Raw genomic sequence first — 18,281 nt, forward strand, 5'->3', positions numbered from 1 at the left:
CAATATCCCGGCTCGTTGCTCTGGACAGCAGGAATTGTGAACGTTCTCAATTTATGCTTCCTGCACGCCGAAACAGGTCGATCCGCGAGTCGCCCCGCCAGACGGCAGAGCTGCTACGCGAAAGGCGATGAGAGGATGAGAACCATGAAGAAACTGTGCGCGTTGCTGCTTTCGGCTTCTGCTCTGTCGGTCTTGGGCAGCGGAGTTGCGCTTGCCCAGCAGTCCGGGGCCGCTACTGCGCAGGATGTGCGCACACGGGCCGATTCGATCGTCGCCAAGATGACGCTCGATGAAAAGATCGCGCTGGTCCATGGGCTGTTTCCGCCGATGGCCGGCGGCAAGAGCGCCAATGAACTGATCCCCTCCGCCGGGCATATCGATGGTATCGCGCGACTCGGGGTGCCGATCGTGCGCGAAACCGATGCGTCGCTCGGCGTCGCCAACCAGGTCGAGCAGCGCAAGGGAGACGTCGCGACTGCCCTTCCTTCCAGCCTCGCTACCGCCGCGACCTTCGATCCCGAGATCGCCCGCGCGGGCGGCGCGATGATCGGCGCAGAGGCACGCGCCAAGCGCTTCAACGTCATGCTCGCGGGCGGCGTGAACCTCACGCGCGATCCCTGGAACGGGCGCAATTTCGAATATCTCGGGGAAGATCCGCTGCTCGCCGGCCTGCTGGCGGGAGCGCATATCGCCGGAGTCCAGTCGAACAGGATCGCTTCGACGGTCAAGCATTTCGCACTCAATGCGCAGGAAACCGGGCGGATGGTGCTCGACGCGCGGATCGGCGAGGCGGACCTGCGGATGAGCGACCTGCTCGCCTTCCAGATCGCCATCGAAAGGGGCCAGCCCGGATCGGTGATGTGCGCCTACAACAAGGTCAATGGCGATTGGGCGTGTGAGAACGACTTCCTGCTCAACAAGGTGCTCAAGCGCGACTGGGGATATCGCGGCTGGGTGATGAGCGACTGGGGCGGCGTGCATTCAACCGCCAAGGCCGCCAAGGCCGGGCTCGACCAGCAATCGGGCCAAGAGCTCGACAAGGCGATGTATTTCTCCGAGCCGCTCAAGGCCGCAGTGCAATCGGGCGACGTGCCGATGGCGCGGCTCGACGACATGGTCGCCCGTTATCTGACGGGGCTGATCGAGACCGGTGCCTATGATTCGCCGATGCCCGCTCGCGCGCAGCCGATCGACTATGCCAAGAACGCGCTCGTCGCGCAGCGCGCCGCCGAGGCGGGGATCGTCCTGCTCAAGAACGAACGCAACCTCCTGCCGGTGGCAGCCAGGGCGAAACGCATCGTACTGATCGGCGGCGCGGCCGATCTCGGCGTGCTTTCAGGCGGCGGATCGAGCCAGGTCCGCGGTGTCGGCGGGGCGCCCATCGAGATTCCGCTGAGCACCGGCGGCTCGGCATCGTTCGCGCGGATCACCTATCACGCCTCCTCGCCGCTTGCGGCGCTGCGCAAGGCGCTGCCCGGCGCCCAAATCAGCTTCATCGACGGCCGCAATCTCAACGCAACCACTGCCGCCGCCAAGGCAGCCGATCTCGCCATCGTCTTCGCGACGCAGTGGACCACCGAGGCCGATGATGTCCCCGATCTTCGCCTGCCCGACCACCAGGACGCGCTGATTGCGGCGGTGGCCGCCGCCCAGCCCAACACCCTAGCTGTGCTGGAAACCGGCGGACCGGTGCTGATGCCCTGGATCGATCAGGTCCCGGCGGTGCTCCAGGCTTGGTACCCCGGCCAGCGCGGCGGCGAAGCGATTGCCAATATCCTCACCGGCAAGGTCAATCCCTCCGGCCGCCTGCCGATCACCTTCCCCGCCACCGCGGCCCAGCCGCCGCGTCCGTTGCCGGTGGGCAAGGATACGCTTTCCTCGCTGGAGGCAGCTGCCGCCTCCAACCCCGCGGCGACCAGCGGCCAATATGCGCTCAAGAGCTTCCCGGTCGATTATAAGGAAGGGGCCGATGTCGGCTACCGATGGTATGAGAAGACCGCGCAGAAGCCCCTCTTCGCCTTCGGGCATGGGCTCAGCTATACGAGCTTTGGCTACAGCAACCTGCAGGTAAGCGGCGGCAACACGCTGACCGTCTCGTTCGACGTGACCAATATCGGCAGGCGCGCAGGCGCGGACGTGCCGCAGGTCTATGTGGCGCGCGGAAAAAGCGACGGGCCGATGCGGCTCGCGGCGTTCACGCGGGTCACGCTCAAGCCCGGCGAGACCCGGCGCATCACGCTGACCGCCGAGCCGCGTATCCTCGCCGATTACGATACGCGCCTGCCAGGCTGGCGGATCGCAGGCGGAGCCTATCGCGTCGCCCTCGCCCGGGACGCCACCGACCGCGGCCTGGTCAGCACGGTCACGCTCGACGAAGCCACCATGAAACCCTGATCTCTCAGCTCATTGGGGCGGCGGCGCTGGGCACGCGCATTGCCCGGCGCCGCCGCAACTGGCAGGATCAAGCCAGCGATGTCCGCCCGCACCCTGACCCCTTTCTCGGAAGCGCCGCGCTCAACGGGCTTCCTGCTGCTCTTCGCGCTGGCCAATGCCGGCGCCGTGATTGGCTATCTGCCGCTGCTCACGCTGCTCCTGCCGGCCCGGATCGGTGAGATCGCAGGCGAAACGCGGTTAGACCTGTTCACCGTGACGGTGATCGCAGGCGCCGCCGCCGCGAGCATTTCCAACATCCTGTTCGGGTGGCTAAGCGACCGTTCGCTCGCCCGCGGCGGCGGACGGCGCAGCTGGGTTGGCCTCGGGGTCGCAATGACCGCTGCCTCCTACGCCGCCATCACCGTGGCCTCTTCGCCCATCTCCATCATCCTCGCGATCGTCGCGTTCCAGACCGCGATCAACGCGCTCCTTGCCCCCTTCCTCGCGATCATGGCGGACGAAATCCCCGATTCGCAAAAAGGGGTGGCGGGCGGAATGCTCGCCTTTGCCGCCCCGCTCGCTTCCGCCGTCTGCGCGTTGCTCGTCGGGCTGCCGACACTGAGCGACACTGCCCGCCTCGCGATCCTGCCCGCAGCGGTCGCGCTCTGCGTCGTGCCGCTATTGTTCACACGGCCCCTGCCGGTCCCGGAGCGCACGCCTGCGCCAGCTCAAGCCAGTCAATCGCGCCGCGATCTGGCCATCGCCTGGGGCGCGCGGCTTCTGATCCAGATCTCAGGCGCGGTGCTGTCGCTATATTTGCTCTATTATTTCGAGAGCCTCTCCCCGACACCCCGGCCGGACCTCGCGGCGGGCGTCGCGCAAGTGCTGACGCTCGCTTATGTCCTTTCGCTCCCCATCGCCGTCCTCAGCGGTCGCCTTTCGGACCATATTGGCCGCCGCAAACCTTTCTTGCTCGCGGCCGCTGCCCTCGCGGCTGTTGGATTGGCCGGGATGGCCTGGACCCATGATTTCGGGCTGGCATCCTTGTGCTTCGGGTTGTTTTCGGTCAGCTCGGCGGTGTTCCTGGCACTGCATTCGGCCTTCGCAATGCAATTACTGCCCAGCCCCGACCATCGTGGGCGCGATCTTGGGCTGCTCAACCTCACCAACACCCTGCCCGGGCTTCTCGGTCCATTGCTGGCCTGGACGCTGGCGATGCCCAACGATTTCGACGCCGTGATGCTGGCGCTGGCCGTGCTGGCGATATGCGGCGGGCTGCTGATCCTCGCCATTCGGGAGTGAAGCGATTAGGGGCCTCGCCAGGACAGGAGCGTGGCAATGAGTGACTGGCGTATCGTCGAGCGCGATCGGCGCGACCGGCTTGGCGAGGGGCCGCTCTGGGCGCCCGAAGGCGTTGTCTATTGGGTCGATATCCTCGAGCAGCGCGTCAACCGGCTGACGCTGTCGAGCGACCACGTCGAGAGCTGGAAAATGCCCGAGATGGTCGGCTGGGTCATCGAGCGATCGGACGCGCCGGGGTTGGTGGCGGGATTTCGCAGCGGCGTGAAGACCGTCACGCTCGATCCGCTGTCGATCGAGCCGCTGGTCGATCTTCCCGCGGACGAGCCCGAAATCAACCGGATGAACGACGCCAAGGCGGACCGCGATGGCCGGATCTGGGCTGGCACCATGCCGCTGACCTGCGACCAGCCCACCGGCTCGCTTTACCGGATCGAAGGCCGTACGCTGACGCGCATGGACCAGGGCTATCACGTCGCCAATGGTCCCGCGATCAGTCCTGACGGTCGCTGGCTCTATCATACCAACACCGTGCTTGGCCGGATCTATCGCTTCGCGCTCGACGGCGGACAGCTCGGCCCTCGCGAGCTGTTCCTCCAATTCCAGCCTGAATGGGGAAATCCCGACGGCATGACCTTCGATGCCGAGGGCGGGCTGTGGGTCGCGCATTGGGGCGGCTCGCGCGTCAGCCGCTTCGATCCCGATGGCCAGGTGGAGCGCGAAATCCATCTCCCCGCCAGCCAGATCACCAGCATGGTCTTTGCCGGCGAAGGTCTCGACCGCATGTTCGTAACATCCGCCGCCGACGGGCTGGACGAGCCGCACGGCGGATGCCTGTTCGAAGTCGATCCAGGCATTAAGGGCCTCGCGCCTTATCGCTACGCGGGTTAGGCTAGGCGCATGCGAGCCTTGATCCTGTGCGCCTCAGCGCTGCTTTCCGCCTGCGCGCCCGCTGCCCGAGTCGACTCCGGCGCCACATATGCCAACCCCGTGCTCGATCGCGACTTTCCCGATCCCGCGGCACTCCGCGCGCCCGACGGCTTTTATTATGTTTACGCCACACAGGGCGCTGGCCTGAACATCCAGCTCTCCCGTTCGCGCGACCTGGTTCGCTGGGAGGCGCCGACCGACGCGCTGCCGGTAAAGCCGAGCTGGGCGAGCAAGACCCAGGACTTCTGGGCGCCGCATGTCGCGCAGCATGACGGCCGCTATTTCCTTTATTATTCGGCCAAGCCCGACGCCGCGCTCACTGACAATTCGCGCGGACTTTGCCTGGCCGTCGCGACCGCTGATCGCCCCGAAGGTCCGTTCACCGATATCGGCAAGCCGCTCATATGCGGCGAGGGCTTCGTCAATATCGATCCGATGTCGTTCGATGATCCCGCGACCGGCAAGAAGCTGCTTTATTGGGGCTCGGGCTTCGGGCCGATCAAGGTTCGCGAGCTAGCGCCCGACCGCATCTCGTTCGCGCCCGGCAGCGCCGAAATCCCGCTCGTCCAGGTCGACAAGACCGACGACCCGGCAAACTATCAGCGGCTGATCGAGGGGGCCTGGGTCGTCCGGCGCGAAGGCTGGTATTATCTCTTCTATTCGGGCGACAATTGCTGCGGCCCGAAGGCGCATTACGCCGTGCTGGTCGCGCGTTCGCGGAGCGCGACCGGCCCTTTCGAGACGATGCGCCACGCGACCGGCGCCCCGGCAATCCTCGCGGCCCGCAGTGATTGGGTGGCTCCGGGCCACAATGCCGTGATCAGCGATGCGGCCGGTCAGGATTGGATGCTTTATCACGCCGTCGACGCCAAGCGCCCGCGCACCAAGCCGGGCGACGACATCAACTCGCGACGCATCATGCTGCTCGACCGCATCGAGTGGCGCGACGGCTGGCCGCGGGTCGCGGGGGATGGTCCCTCCACCGGCCCGCAAAAGGCGCCGCGCTAGCCCGCGGTCACGCCCTCGGGTCCGAATGTCAGCGGCGTGGTGAGCAGCGCGCGGAATTCGTTATACCCGCCGGTGTTCGGGAAGAAGGCATGGAAGAAGAGCTGCGGCTTTCCGTCCAACCCCGGCGCAACCGAGGCGTGGCCCGGTGCCCACCAAGCCGGCGTGGACTTCAGCAATGGCTCGCCCTGCTTTACATACGGCCCGAACGGATGATCGGCGACTGCCACTCCGATCCCGTAAGCCGGCGTGCCGAAATCATTGCCGGCGTAAAACATCCAGTAGCGGCCTTGCTGGCGCGTCACCCAGGGGCCCTCGATCAGATGGCCTTCCCAGTCGAGATCGTTGGTGAGCACCAGATGCTCCTCGCCGACCAGCTCGCCTTCTTCGGACAGGCGCTGCGCATGGATGGGCGTGCTCATCGCATCGAGGATCGCTTCGGCCCCGGGCACGGCCGCGAGTACTGACTTCACATGCCGCCAATTGTCGAGCACCGCCTCGATCAGCGGCTGCATCAGGAAGAAGCGCTCCATCGGCCGCCGGCCATTCGCCCAGTTGACGATCCCGCCGGCAAAGGCGGCAGTGCGGCGGTCTGCTTCCTCCGCGAACAGCTGCTCGATCAGCTCGGGCTTGTCGCGCAGCAGTCCGGCGAGCGGGCGCGGCCACACGCCATTGGTGTCCCGCTTCCAGAACAGATAGCGCTCACCATTCTCGTCGATGAAGATATGCGAGTCGATGACCCCACCGCTCATCACCGGTTGGGTCGGATCGTCGGGAAGCCCGGTAGTGTTGGCGGCGTGTGCGGTGATCAGCGGATGGCCGAGATCGCGCCACGGACCGAAGGGAGTGTCGCTCTTGGCGAGCCCGATCGCCAGTGCGTTCGAATGCTGGCGAGCGGTGTACACCACCCAATATTCCTGGCCGACCTTGGCCATTTCCGGCGCCCAGAAATCGCCGACGAGGCGGCCGTGCGCCGTCCAGGCGGGCGCCTCGCCTTCCGCGAACACGAAGCCCTCATGCGTCCAGTTGCGCAGATCGTCCGAGCGCAGGATCGGGAAGGCATCGGGAGCATCGTTGGAGGTTGAGACCAAAACATAGCCCTGGTCGGTCTTGAGCATCGCCGGATCGCCATAGCCGGCAGTGATCGTCGGGCTGAGATTGCCGATCAGCAGCGGGCGCCAGTCGGGCTCAGGAGCGTCGCCGCCGGAGGGACCGTCATAGACATGCGGGTTGCGCGTACCGAAGTCGGCCGCGAGTTCGCGGAAAAAGGCCATGTAATCGGGATGCTTGCCGTCGCTCAGCACGTAATTGCGCTGGGCATCGCCTTGGCGGACGGTGATCCGGCTGCCCGTATCCTCGGCGGCGGCGTGAATTTCGAAAATGCTCATACTGTCCGATCCTGCTCGCAAAAGCGTCGCGGGCGGGCTAAACACATTTATAAGATAAATGCGAGGGGGTTCGACGATGCCCGAAAACTACGAGGCCGCGGCGATCCTGGGCGGCCTGTATGGCGACGGGATCATTGGGCTGAAACAGGCCTTCAGCACCGACTTCGCCAACCGTTTGCGTCAAGACATCGAGACTTTGTTTGCCGAGGCGCAGAATGTGGCTGGCGGGGCGCTGCCGCGCGGCCCTGAGCGCTTCTATGTCGAGGTCCAGCCCGAGCGCATCAGCGGCTTTGTCGAAATCGCCACTCACCCCTGGTTCGTAGCGGTGTGTGAGGCCGTGCTGGGTCCCGATTATCGCATCGTCGAAATCGGCTTCGACATCCCCTTCCCCGGCGCTGCCGACCAGCCCTGGCACCGCGACTTCGCAGTGCCCGAAGCCACCACGATCGGCCGGCGGCTCAATTCGCTAGCCTTCAACATGACTGCGGTAGACACGCTCCCCGAGCACGGCCCGTTCGAAGTGGCGCCGGGCACGCAATGGGACCAGTTCGACGGGTGTGCCAAGGGCATGTTCCCGCCGCGCGACCTCTGGCCGCGCTACGAAACGCGCGCGGTGCAGAAATTGCCCCAACGCGGTGACATCTCGGCCCGCTCGGCGCTCACTATCCATCGCGGCACCGCCAATCGCTCAAACGGGGCCCGGCCGGTGCTGGTCGTCGGCGTCGATGCCCCGGACGCCACCAACGCCGCGCATCACGACCTCCAGGTCACTCCCGCATATCTGAATACCCTGCCGCCCCGCGTCAGCCAGCACCTTACCTGCCGCGTGGTCGACAAGCTCGTGCCCGTGGTGCAGCATCATGTGATCGAGGGCCTGCTGACGCCAAGCTATTGAGCGCATTGACGGGCGGGAGCGGCTCGGCCAAAAGTGCGATAAATAAGATAAAAGAGGATGCCCGGTTGAGCCTTGAGCTTCGCAACGTCCGCAAGGCCTATGGAGAGACGCCGGTCCTCGACGACGTGTCGTTGACGATGGAGGACCGCGAATTCGTCGCGTTCCTCGGCCCTTCGGGAAGCGGCAAGTCCACCCTTCTGCGCATCATCGCGGGCCTGGAAACCGCCGACGCTGGCGAAGTCGTGCTCGACGGGCGGCGGATCGATCAGCTCCATCCGGGCGACCGCGACGTCGCAATGGTTTTCCAAGCCTATGCGCTCTACCCGCACATGACCGTGCGCGAGAACATGGCGTTCGGCCTCAGGAATGCGAAGGTACCGCAGGCTGAGATAGACGAGCGGATCGCGCAGGCAGCTGCGGTGCTCGAGATTGAAAACCAGCTCGACAAGAAGCCAGGCCAGATGTCGGGCGGCCAGCGACAGCGGGTCGCGATCGGCCGGGCGATCGTCAAGCATCCCAAGCTTTTCCTGTTCGACGAACCGCTGTCGAACCTCGACGCGGCATTGCGCACGCGCACGAGGGTCGAGCTCGCCCAGCTTCGCCGCCGGGTCGAGGCCGCGGTGATCATGGTGACGCACGATCAGGCCGAGGCGATGACTTTGGCCGACCGTATCGTCGTGATGAACGACCGCCGCATCCAGCAGGTCGGCGCACCGATGGAAATCTACACCCGCCCCGCGAACAGCTTCGTCGCGCGCTTCGTCGGCTCGCCGGCGATGACCTTGCTGCCCGCGATGCTTTTGCCCGGCGATGGCTCCGCGCGCGTCCGGCTCGGCGACGGCACCGAAGTCGAGACCAGCATCAGCCGCGAAGGATTGCCCACCGGCGGCGCTCTCCAGCTCGGCCTGCGCCCCGAGCATGTCCGTGTCGCGCCGCAAGGGCAGAGCCTGTGCGAGGCCGAAGTGCTACTGGTTGAGCGCCTCGGCGATCGCACGCTCGTCTATGCCAAGCTCAAGGACGGGCAGGATATCACCGCCGAGGATAGCGGCCACAGCCAGGTCCGCCTGGGCGACCGCGTGTGCCTGCGCATTGACGGGAGCTCGGCGCATCTGTTCGATGCCGATGGCAACGGCCATCACGCGGAGAGCGCTGCGTGAAACGCGGCGGCGCACTGGCCGGATTCGGATTCGTCGCGCCCTTTCTCGCCATCTATCTGTTCATCCTGATCTACCCGCTGATGGCCGGCATCGGCCTCAGCTTCCGCCGCGTCGACCTATTCGGCGGCGGGCAATTTGTGGGGCTGGAGAATTATGCGCGGCTGGCGGCCGATCCGGTCTTCCACGCATCGATCTGGCATACCTTGCTGCTGGCGATGATGATTGTGCCGATCCTCACCGTCCTGTCGCTGATGCTGGCGCTTGCGCTCAATCGGCCGACGCGCGGCGCGGCGGTGTTCCGCGGCATATTCTTCTCCTCCTCGGTGCTGTCGGTGACCATCGTCACGCTGATCTGGCGCTTCGTGCTGGCTCCGGATGCGGGCCTGCTCGGCGAAGTTGCCAAGGGCGCGGGGATCGAGCCCCTGCCCTTCCTCAGCGATCCGACGCTGGCGCTGTGGGCGCTAGCGATCACGACGATCTGGTGGTCGGTGGGGCTGCCGATGATGCTGTTCCTCGCCGGTCTCCAGCAGATCCCGGGCGACATTTACGAGGCGGCCGCGCTCGATCGTGCCAGCCGCTGGACCAGCTTCTGGCGGATCACCCTGCCCTCGCTCAGCCGCACCGTAGTGTTGGTGGTGATGCTCCAGACCGCGGCGCAGCTTCAGCTGTTCGGCCAGGCGCAATTGCTCACTGCCGGCGGTCCGAGCGGTGCGACGCGCACTATGGTGCTGTTTATCTTCGAAACTGCATTCGGGCGCTGGGAGCTCGGCTATGCCGCGGCCGCCGCGGAAGTGCTGTTCGTGCTGATCGTGGCGCTCACGCTCGCGCAATATTGGTTCACGATGCGCAATAAGGAGGCGGGCAATGGCCGCTGAGCGCAAGCCCGCCCCGCGCCCCGGCGACGGCCGGCTGACCCCCGCAGCGATTATCGCACTCATTCTGGCGGCGGCGATGATGCTGGCGCCGTTGATCTGGACCGTGCTCCTGTCGCTCAAGGCGAACCAGGCGCTGGTCGGCAATAGCGGCGCGGCGCTGACCTTCCCTTACACGCTCGAAAATTACATCGCGATCCTCGCCGGCGATCAGGTGTTCCGCTGGCTGCTCAACAGCCTGATCGTCTCGCTCGGCACGACGATTGGCGTGCTCGCACTATGCAGCCTTGCCGGATATGGCTTTGCCCGGCTCGAATTCCCCTTCCACCGTACGCTGTTCGTATTTGTGCTGCTCGGCCTGGCAATTCCCGAGCAGGCCGTGATCCTGCCGCAGCATCAGTTGTTCGCGGCGCTCCATCTGCACAACAGCTATCCCGGCTTGATTCTGCCCGGGCTCGCCGGCCCGTTCGGCGTGTTCTTCATGACGCAATATTTCCGCGCGATCCCCCGCGATCTCGATGAGGCGGCAATGCTCGACGGTGCCTCGCGCTTCCGGATCTTCTGGAAAGTGTTGATGCCGCTGACCATCCCGGCGCAGGCGACGCTCGGCGTGTTCACCTTCCTCGGCAGCTGGAACAGCTATTGGTGGCCGCTGATCTCGGCGACCAAGAGCGACATGTACACGCTCACCGTCGGCCTCGCCTCGGCCCAGATGAACTATGCGCAGACCAGTGGCCTCGGCTTCCTGATGGCGCAGGCGGTGTTCGCCTCGATCCCGATCTTCATCGTCTACATCCTCTTCCAGAAGCACATCGTCGCGGCGATGTCCGGGACCGCGACGCGATGAAACACCTGCTTGCACTGACTCTTGCTTTGCTCGCGACCGGCTGCGGAGGCGGCAAGCAGGACGGCGCAATTTACGTCCAGCGCTTCTTCGGCGAATGCGGCGCGGCCTATGGCGCGTCGACCGACGTGGCCGCGGCCAAGGGCGAATGCGGGATCATCACGACGATGATCAACAAGTTCAACGCCGAGCATCCGAATACGCCGGTGAGCAGCAATGTCGTCGCTTGGCCCGGCTACCCGCAGCTCAGCGCGCAGATTGCGGCGGGGGATCCGCCGGATATCGTCACCATGCATGGCGGCGTGATCGCGGACTATGCCGCGCGCGGGCTGCTCGAGCCGGTCGAGCCCTATCTCAAGGAAGCCGGCCTGGACCCCGGCCAATTCACCGATGCCAGCCGCTTGGCGGTGACGGTGAACGACCGCCTCTACGGCCTGCCCTGGGATACACATGGCGGTCTCTATCACATCAACACCAAGCTGTTCGAACAGGCCGGGTTGATGAAAAACGGCAAGCCGATCCTGCCGCGCTCCGCCGAGGAAATGCTGACCCAGGCCCGCCAGTTCAAGGCGCGTACCGGCAAGCCCTATCTCCTCCAGAGCCTCGTCGCCGATCCGGCCGGCTCGACGCGAACGCTATACACCTATCTGATGGCGCAGGGCGCTGCGATCTTCCCTGATCCGCTCCACATCCGCCTCCAGACGCCCGAAGCGCGGCGCATCGTCTCCTATTTCCGCGACCTGACCAAGGAAGGGCTCGGCACGCTCAACCAGGATACGCCGGCGGCGATCGCGGCTTTCCTGAGCGGCCAGGGCGGCATCTACCCCACCGGCACCTGGATGATCGGCCAGTTCCAGCAGGACGCCGAGACCCCCGGTCGCCCGCTTTACCAAAGCTATGCGGTGTATCCCTATCCGCGGCTCTGGGGCCAGGAAGCCGAATTCGTCAGCGGCCACGCCTGGGTCGTCCCCAAGCGCGATCGCACCCCGGCGCAGCGCGCTGCGATCGGCAGCTTCTTCAAGTTCATGGCGGCGCATAATTTCGATTGGGCGCGGACCGGTCATCTGCCCGCGGTGCGCCAGGTGATCGACGGCCCGGCATTTCGCGCCCTCCCGCACCGGCCGGACATCGCCCCGCTCGCCGATATCGGCCATCCCCTGCCCGGCTATGTCCAGCGCCAATCGGCGATCGAGGGGCTGGTTGGCGAAGAGGTCAGCGCCGCGATAACCGGGCAGAAAAGCGTCGACCAAGCGCTCGCTGATGCCGAGCGCCGCGTGAACGAATTGCTAGCTCAATTACCTTGATCTAGATTATTCACGAGACAGAAAGCTAACTTATCTTATAAATGGTTCGACGGCCCTGAAGGCGGGCCTCTCGTTCAACCACTAACAGAACCCGGGGGGGTTTTGACCATGACGCGAATGATCAAGGACTATGTCGAAGTCGCCGAGCATGAATCGCTCGACGCACTGATTGCCGAGCTCTCCGCCCTGCGGAAAAGTCTGGGCAGGGGCGCAGAGGCCCAAGTGAGCATCCGCGGCGACGCGGTGTTCGGCCGTCACATCAGCATCGGCTTCATGCGCCCGTTGACGGCGGAAGAAGCGGCGGTCGAAGGGCGGTATGGCGAAACCGACATGCCGAAAAGACTCGCCTTCGCCTGACCTAACCGCCCGCCTCGGGGCTCGCGGCCTCGGCCGGCACTGATTTCAGATGGCGCTCCGCGGTCTTACGCTGCTCCTGCGCGTATTGGCGCTCGGTTCGTGAGGGCGGCACGATTGGGACGACCAGGCAATGGCTGGAAGCGGGCAGCAATTCGCGCCAATCGGCGATCAGCTTCTTATAGGCCTTGCCGACCGCGCGGATGTTGCGGTCCAGGTCGAACAGTCCGAGCGGGTTCACATTGCCGTTCTGCTCGCGCAGCGCAGTATCCCAATCGACCTGATCGGTTAGCGAATACCAGGTGAAGCCTACCGTGGGGATGCCGACATTGCGGACGCGCAGGATGTTCGCCCATTCCTTCCACAGCCACTGCACCGCTTCCTGCCCCGTGGGGCCCTCGCGCATGTTGGTCTCGGTGTGCATCACCGGGAGGCCATAGCGCTCGAAATATTGGCGTGTGATCTCCGAATAGCCGAACACTTCCCCCGATCCGGTAGTGAGCCCGTCGGCGAACACGCGATGCTCGTTGGTGACGTAATAATCATTGCCCAGGATGCAGTGCTGCTTGAGCCGGTGCTCAAGAAACCAGTGATATTCGGCCTTGGTCATCCCGTTATCGAGCAGATATTCGTACATGCTGCTATCGACGCGGCGGCCGTAATTGAGGTCTAGGCTCAGGAAACGCCACTGGTTGAGATGCTCGGCCTGCGCGATCGCGCCGGGGCTGTCGGCGTGAAAATATTCGGACGATTCGCTCTGAATGAAGATCGCATCGGGGCGGCGCTTGAGGATCTCGATCATCGCCATGACATTGGCTTTGACGATGTGCTTGAGCGCAGTGACGAAGCTCTGGTCGGTCGTCCCCTGCTCGTTCCACCAGCCATATTTCGCCGAGAAGACCGAGCAGATGAACATCTCGTTGACCGGCGTGTAAAGCTGCACCCACGGGTAGCGCTCGGCGAAAGCCGCCGCGTAGGTCGCGAAAAGCTGCGGGAAATCCGGATTCTGGAAATTGCCGATCCAGTCAGGCACGCCGAAATGGCAGAGATCGATGATCGGCACGATGTCGCGGCGCTTGAGATCGGCGAGCGCGAGATCGGCGAATTCCCAATCGTAGCGGCCGGGGCGCTGAAACGTGGTGTGAAGGGGCGGTCCGTAGCGCAGATACTCGATTCCGATCTCTTCGACGCAGTCGAAATCGAGCTTCCAGTGCTTGTAATGCCCGCACGCCTCCATCTGATCGACGCGGGTGCGGCCGTTGTTGATCGTCGGGATGCTGTTTTCGATTCCCGTGGCGAACATGAAATTAGCGATCGTACGTCTCCGTCAGGTCTTGTGTTCGGCCTCACCGATCAAAGTCATCACGTCGGTGATCAGCCCGACCATGCCGGCATGCGCGGCGAGGGCATTGCGCTGCTCGATGGCGGTGAGCACGGCGCCATGCTGGGGCAGGCTGGCGGTGCGGCCCTTGAAGCGATTGGTGAAGCGAATCGAAGTGCGCAGCGCTGTCTCCACCACGTCGCGGAACTGCGCGTAGAAGGGATTGGCTGAAGCCGCGAGGATCGCGACATGGAAGGCGATGTCGGCCTCCAGCGGATCGTCCTCGCCCGCCTCTGCCGCTTCCATCCGAGCATAGCCAGCCTTGATCACCGCAATGCCCTGCGCATCGTGCGCACGCGCCGCCAGCGCTGCCGCAGCGGGCTCGATCGCGATCCTGAGCTCGCTGAACTGGCGCAGCAATTCGAGGGAGAATTTGCGCTCGAGCAGCCAGCGCAGCACGTCCGGGTCGAACAGATTCCACTGCCCGGAGGGCTGGACCGTCGTGCCCTTGCGCGGGCGGGCGGTCAGAAGTCCCTTGGCGGTCAGCATCTTGACCGCTTCGCGCGTCACAGAACGGCTGACACCGTGGCGCTTGGCGAGATCGGCCTCGGTCGGGAAGACGCGCTCGTCATATTGCCCGGTGACGATCGCGCGGCCGAGCGAATCGAGCAGGCCGTAAGTGAGGTTGCGCCCTCCGACTCCCGGCGAACTCAGGCTCGACTGTTCAATTTCCACGCACGCACCTCTCCATTCCCCGCGGGCCGCCGGCCGCGCTGGAGGAAAGACTAAAGGCGGGTCGCATCGTCGTCCACGCAATCTAACCTTTGTTATGAAAACGCCTTCACTTGTTCGCGGTTGCCCACCAGAAATGCGTCCGCGACGATCCGCAGCGGCTCGCGGTCCACCTCGCTGCGGCGCTCGGCGACCAATGTGGCGAAGTGATCGTAGATCGAAGGATATTCGCCGCGATGGTCGAGCGTCTGCTCGATCCCGTCGATCAGCAGGCGTGCGCCACCGTCACGCAATTCGAGGATGCGACCGTCCGCCGTATCGATGCGGAGCGTCCATTCCTCACCTTGCTCGAATCGCCAGTCGAATTCGGCGCGCATCGCCTCACCGGCAAAGGCGATGGTCGCGGCGATCGGCGCCTGCTTGTTCTCGGGCACGAGCAACCGCGCCTCGCGCACGAACAGCGGCACGGGCAGGATCCGCGTCGCGATGGAGAGGGCATTAATGCCCGGATCGAACACCCCAAACCCGCCTGCCTGCCAGATCCACTCCTGGCCGGGATGCCATTTGCGAACGTCCTCGCGCCACGAAATATGCAGCGCTGCGATGCCCGCCCCGGCCAACGCCTTCGCCGCCGGAGCGACTGCCGGCGCATGCTGCGAATGCCAGCTGGCATGGAGCACACGGCCGCATTCGGAGGCGATGCGCTGGAGGTCCTCGATCTCGCCCAGCGTCGCGGCCGGGGGCTTCTCCAACAGCACATCGAAACCCGCGCGCAGCGCCTCGCTCGCAATCGCGTGGCGGACGGAGGGCGGCGTGCAGATCGAGACTGCGTCCACCTTCCCCGCCATCGCCGAGTAAAGTTCGCCCGCCTCGCGGAACCAGGGAACGCCGAGTTCGGGATCGCCTGCTCGCGTAGCGACCGCGGCGAGTTCGAAGCGCGGATCGGCGGCGATGGCAGGAAGGTGCTGATCCGCGGCGATCTTGCCATAGCCGATGATGCCGATTCGGATCACGTCACCTCTCCGCCAGGGCGGCTGCGAACGCGAGCGCCTGCCGCGAGACTTCGTCCGCACTCTGCCCCGGGCGATACAGCGCACCGCCCAGCCCGAAGCCGTCGGCACCCGCTGCAAAATATGCCGCCATCTTGTCCGGCGTAACGCCGCCCACTGCGACGACCGGCACATCCTTGGGAAGCACAGCCCGCTGCGCCTTGACCACCGCGGGGGGTGCGGCCTCGGCAGGGAAGATCTTGAGTATGTGCGCGCCGGCTTCCAGCGCAGCGAAGGCCTCGGTCGGCGTGAAATAGCCGGGCGCCGAAACCAGCCCTGCCTGCGCCGCCGCAGCGATCACAGTCGTGTTGGCATTGGGCGAAACGATGATGCCGCCGCCCGCGTCCGCCACCTGCTGCACCTGCTCTGTCCGCAGCACCGTGCCAGCGCCGATCAGCGCGTCACCGCCGAAGCGCTTCGCCAGCCTCTCGATGCTGACGAGGGGATCGGGCGAATTGAGCGGGACTTCAATGATGCGGATTCCGGCTTCGATCAGCGCCTCCCCCACCGCTTCGGCTTCGTCGGGAGTCACGCCGCGAATGATCGCGATCAGCGGGCATGCCGCGAAATAGGTGCGGAAGGCGTCCAGCGGCTGGATCATAACAGCTCCGTGATATGTCGAATTCCGGCGAGAAAGGCAGCTTCGCCGTCGATCACCTTAGCCTCGCGCCCTGCCTGCTCGATCGCGCTCTCGTAGAGATCGCAAAGCTCGGGCGCACCGACCAGCGAGACCAGCCCCTGCTCCTGAAGCCTTAGTCCTGCGCGGACATCGCTGCCGATCAGCAGCCCGCTGGCATAGCTCGCATCCGACCTGCCTCCGCCGAGCAGCATCCGTGCGCGAATGCCGAACAGCGACGAGAGGATATCCGCCCCGTCCAGCGCCTCGCTTACTCCCGCAGCAAAGGAATCGCCGGTAGAGACCTCGCCTTTCAATTGATCGCCCAGGATCGAGTGATTGCGCAGCAGCGCGAACATCTCGCCGGTCATCATCGTGCGGAAGCGCGCGATCCGCCCGCCTTCCATCCCGATCCACTTCGCATGAGTCCCCGGATGGCAGATCAGCCCCTCGGGTGGCGTGAGCCCCGCCACGACTGCGCCCAGCGCCTGGACCTCTTCGCCGCGCATCACGTCGGCGCCGGCATCGCCTCGCTGACAAACGCCCGGGACGATCCCGACACGGCCGGGCTCGATCCAGCGGATTTCCGTTGCGAGGGCTTCGGCGTCGGCCGGGCACGGCACATAGGGAGCCTCGCGCCAGCCGCGGTTCGATCCGACCATGCCGGCAAGCAGCGTCGGCCGGTCGCCGAGCGCGGCAGTGATCTCATCGGCCGCAGCCTCGAAGCCGCCCTCCCCCACTGCCATCAGCCCGCGCGAATCCTCGAGGCGATCGGTCACCCGGCCGTCTGGATCGACGGCATAAGCCCGCCGATTGGTCGTTCCCCAATCCACTGCGATATGGCCATCTCGCCAGTTCATCGGGCCTGCTGATCCTCGTGCCGATAATGCTCGCGAAGTTCATACAGGCACTGCCCGGCCTTGCTAGAGTCATTTTATCCGATAAATGGGCTAAATGCCCTTTGTCAGGGCTCGAGGTGGACTCATGAAGATCGCGCGTATCGAAACCTTCCACGTACCCCCGCGCTGGCTTTTCGTGCGCGTTGAAGCGGATAACGGCTGCTTCGGCTGGGGCGAGGCCAGCCTTGAAGGCCATGCCGAGGCCGTGGACGGCGCGTTCGAGGCGCTGCGCGACCGCTTCCTGGGCGCCGATCCGCGGCGGATCGAGGATATCTGGCAAGTGGCGTATCGCGGCGGCTTCTATCGCGGCGGTCCGGTTCTCATGTCCGCGCTCGCCGGGCTCGACCAGGCGCTCTGGGACCTCAAAGGCCGCCATTACGGCCTGCCCGCATGGGAAATGATGGGCGGCCAGGTCCGCGAAAAGGTGCGCGCTTATGCCTGGATCGGCGGCGATCGGCCCGACGACATTGCCGAGGCTGCCAAGGCCCGCAAGGATCAGGGCTTCTCCGCGGTCAAGATGAACGCGACTGCCGAGATCGACTATCTCGTCGCGCCCAAGCTCGATGACGTCGTCCAGCGCGTCGAAGCGGCGCAGGCAGCGGGCATGGATGTCGGGCTCGATTTCCACGGCCGCGTCCACCGCGCGATGGCCAAGCAGCTTGCCAAGGCGCTGGAGCCGCTCGGGCTGCTGTTCATCGAGGAGCCGGTGCTTTCAGAGAACCCCGAAGCGCTGATCCAGATATCGAACCTGGTGGCGACGCCGATCGCGGTCGGCGAGCGGCTCTATTCGCGTTGGGACTTCAAGCCATTCCTGGCGAGCGGCGCGGTCGACATCATCCAGCCCGATCTGAGCCATGCCGGGGGCCTGAGCGAATGCCGGCGGATTGCGGCGATGGCCGAAAGCTATGACGTGGCGGTCGCGCCGCATTGTCCGCTCGGGCCGCTGGCGCTCGGCGCCTGCCTCCAGCTCGCAGGCTCCACGCCCAACGTCATTCTCCAGGAAATGTCGCTCGGCATTCATTACAATGCCGGCCATGACCTGCTGAGCTTCTGCTCGAATCCCGACGTGCTGACGCCGGTGGATGGGCATCTGCCCATCCCGACGGGCCCCGGTCTCGGCATCGAGATCGACGAGGATGCAGTGCGGCAGGCGCACGAGCAAAAGCATCGCTGGCGCAATCCGGTCTGGCGTCACGCGGACGGCAGCTTCGCCGAATGGTGACGGTGCCGGAACGGCCCGCAC

At 65.2% G+C, this 18,281-nt stretch carries 17 protein-coding genes; 11 read left to right on the plus strand and 6 right to left on the minus strand.

Features of this window, described 5'->3' with window-relative positions:
* Positions 1 to 144 precede the first annotated feature (144 nt).
* From ACZZZM_RS14845 to ACZZZM_RS14860, 4 genes are all read left to right on the plus strand, one after another.
* Complete coding sequence (locus ACZZZM_RS14845) at positions 145 to 2,394, plus strand: beta-glucosidase (protein ID WP_463595855.1); 2,250 nt, start codon at positions 145 to 147, stop codon at positions 2,392 to 2,394.
* Between the two features lie 78 nt (positions 2,395 to 2,472).
* Positions 2,473 to 3,675: an MFS transporter gene (locus ACZZZM_RS14850; protein ID WP_463595856.1), complete on the plus strand. Its 1,203-nt coding sequence runs from the start codon at positions 2,473 to 2,475 to the stop codon at positions 3,673 to 3,675.
* 36 nt (positions 3,676 to 3,711) lie between these two features.
* On the plus strand, positions 3,712 to 4,563 hold the full coding sequence (locus ACZZZM_RS14855; RefSeq protein WP_463595857.1) for an SMP-30/gluconolactonase/LRE family protein: 852 nt from the start codon (positions 3,712 to 3,714) through the stop codon (positions 4,561 to 4,563).
* 9 nt (positions 4,564 to 4,572) lie between these two features.
* Positions 4,573 to 5,610 (plus strand): glycoside hydrolase family 43 protein, encoded by a 1,038-nt coding sequence (locus ACZZZM_RS14860; RefSeq protein ID WP_463595858.1) that lies wholly within the window; start codon positions 4,573 to 4,575, stop codon positions 5,608 to 5,610.
* On the opposite strand, the gene ACZZZM_RS14865 is transcribed toward ACZZZM_RS14860, so the two are convergent.
* Positions 5,607 to 6,995 (minus strand): family 43 glycosylhydrolase, encoded by a 1,389-nt coding sequence (locus ACZZZM_RS14865; RefSeq protein ID WP_463595859.1) that lies wholly within the window; start codon positions 6,993 to 6,995, stop codon positions 5,607 to 5,609. The two genes, ACZZZM_RS14860 and ACZZZM_RS14865, sit on opposite strands and share 4 nt — an antisense overlap.
* A gap of 76 nt (positions 6,996 to 7,071) precedes the next feature.
* Between ACZZZM_RS14865 and ACZZZM_RS14870 the strand changes: the two genes are divergently transcribed.
* The 6 genes from ACZZZM_RS14870 (at position 7,072) to ACZZZM_RS14895 (ending at position 12,424) form a co-directional block, all read left to right on the plus strand.
* Positions 7,072 to 7,890, plus strand: a complete 819-nt coding sequence (locus ACZZZM_RS14870) for a phytanoyl-CoA dioxygenase family protein (RefSeq protein ID WP_463595860.1) — start codon at positions 7,072 to 7,074, stop codon at positions 7,888 to 7,890.
* Between the two features lie 65 nt (positions 7,891 to 7,955).
* Positions 7,956 to 9,047: an ABC transporter ATP-binding protein gene (locus tag ACZZZM_RS14875; RefSeq protein WP_463595861.1), complete on the plus strand. Its 1,092-nt coding sequence runs from the start codon at positions 7,956 to 7,958 to the stop codon at positions 9,045 to 9,047.
* Complete coding sequence (locus ACZZZM_RS14880; RefSeq protein ID WP_463595862.1) at positions 9,044 to 9,922, plus strand: carbohydrate ABC transporter permease; 879 nt, start codon at positions 9,044 to 9,046, stop codon at positions 9,920 to 9,922. The genes ACZZZM_RS14875 and ACZZZM_RS14880 overlap by 4 nt, the downstream gene beginning before the upstream one ends.
* Positions 9,912 to 10,766, plus strand: a complete 855-nt coding sequence (locus ACZZZM_RS14885) for a carbohydrate ABC transporter permease (protein ID WP_463595863.1) — start codon at positions 9,912 to 9,914, stop codon at positions 10,764 to 10,766. The genes ACZZZM_RS14880 and ACZZZM_RS14885 overlap by 11 nt, the downstream gene beginning before the upstream one ends.
* Positions 10,763 to 12,067 carry an extracellular solute-binding protein gene (locus ACZZZM_RS14890; RefSeq protein ID WP_463595864.1) on the plus strand — a complete coding sequence of 435 codons (1,305 nt, stop codon included), beginning with the start codon at positions 10,763 to 10,765 and terminating at the stop codon, positions 12,065 to 12,067. The genes ACZZZM_RS14885 and ACZZZM_RS14890 overlap by 4 nt, the downstream gene beginning before the upstream one ends.
* Before the next feature lie 108 nt (positions 12,068 to 12,175).
* Positions 12,176 to 12,424: a hypothetical protein gene (locus ACZZZM_RS14895; RefSeq protein ID WP_463595865.1), complete on the plus strand. Its 249-nt coding sequence runs from the start codon at positions 12,176 to 12,178 to the stop codon at positions 12,422 to 12,424.
* A gap of 1 nt (position 12,425) precedes the next feature.
* On the opposite strand, the gene ACZZZM_RS14900 is transcribed toward ACZZZM_RS14895, so the two are convergent.
* From ACZZZM_RS14900 to ACZZZM_RS14920, 5 genes are all read right to left on the minus strand, one after another.
* A complete protein-coding gene (locus tag ACZZZM_RS14900) occupies positions 12,426 to 13,724 on the minus strand; it encodes a family 1 glycosylhydrolase (protein WP_463595866.1) in 1,299 nt (432 codons plus the stop codon).
* Between the two features lie 24 nt (positions 13,725 to 13,748).
* Complete coding sequence (locus ACZZZM_RS14905) at positions 13,749 to 14,471, minus strand: FadR/GntR family transcriptional regulator (RefSeq protein ID WP_463596459.1); 723 nt, start codon at positions 14,469 to 14,471, stop codon at positions 13,749 to 13,751.
* A 98-nt stretch (positions 14,472 to 14,569) separates the two neighbouring features.
* Positions 14,570 to 15,487, minus strand: a complete 918-nt coding sequence (locus ACZZZM_RS14910) for a Gfo/Idh/MocA family protein (protein ID WP_463595867.1) — start codon at positions 15,485 to 15,487, stop codon at positions 14,570 to 14,572.
* A gap of 1 nt (position 15,488) precedes the next feature.
* Positions 15,489 to 16,124, minus strand: a complete 636-nt coding sequence (locus ACZZZM_RS14915) for a 2-dehydro-3-deoxy-6-phosphogalactonate aldolase (protein WP_463595868.1) — start codon at positions 16,122 to 16,124, stop codon at positions 15,489 to 15,491.
* On the minus strand, positions 16,121 to 16,999 hold the full coding sequence (locus ACZZZM_RS14920; protein WP_463595869.1) for a 2-dehydro-3-deoxygalactonokinase: 879 nt from the start codon (positions 16,997 to 16,999) through the stop codon (positions 16,121 to 16,123). The genes ACZZZM_RS14915 and ACZZZM_RS14920 overlap by 4 nt, the downstream gene beginning before the upstream one ends.
* 124 nt (positions 17,000 to 17,123) lie before the next feature.
* On the opposite strand from ACZZZM_RS14920, the gene dgoD reads away from it, so the two are divergent.
* Positions 17,124 to 18,260, plus strand: coding sequence for a galactonate dehydratase (gene dgoD / locus ACZZZM_RS14925; protein ID WP_463595870.1), 1,137 nt, complete (start codon positions 17,124 to 17,126; stop codon positions 18,258 to 18,260).
* Positions 18,261 to 18,281 lie beyond the last annotated feature (21 nt).

This window comes from Sphingomonas sp. AC522, assembly GCF_979258125.1.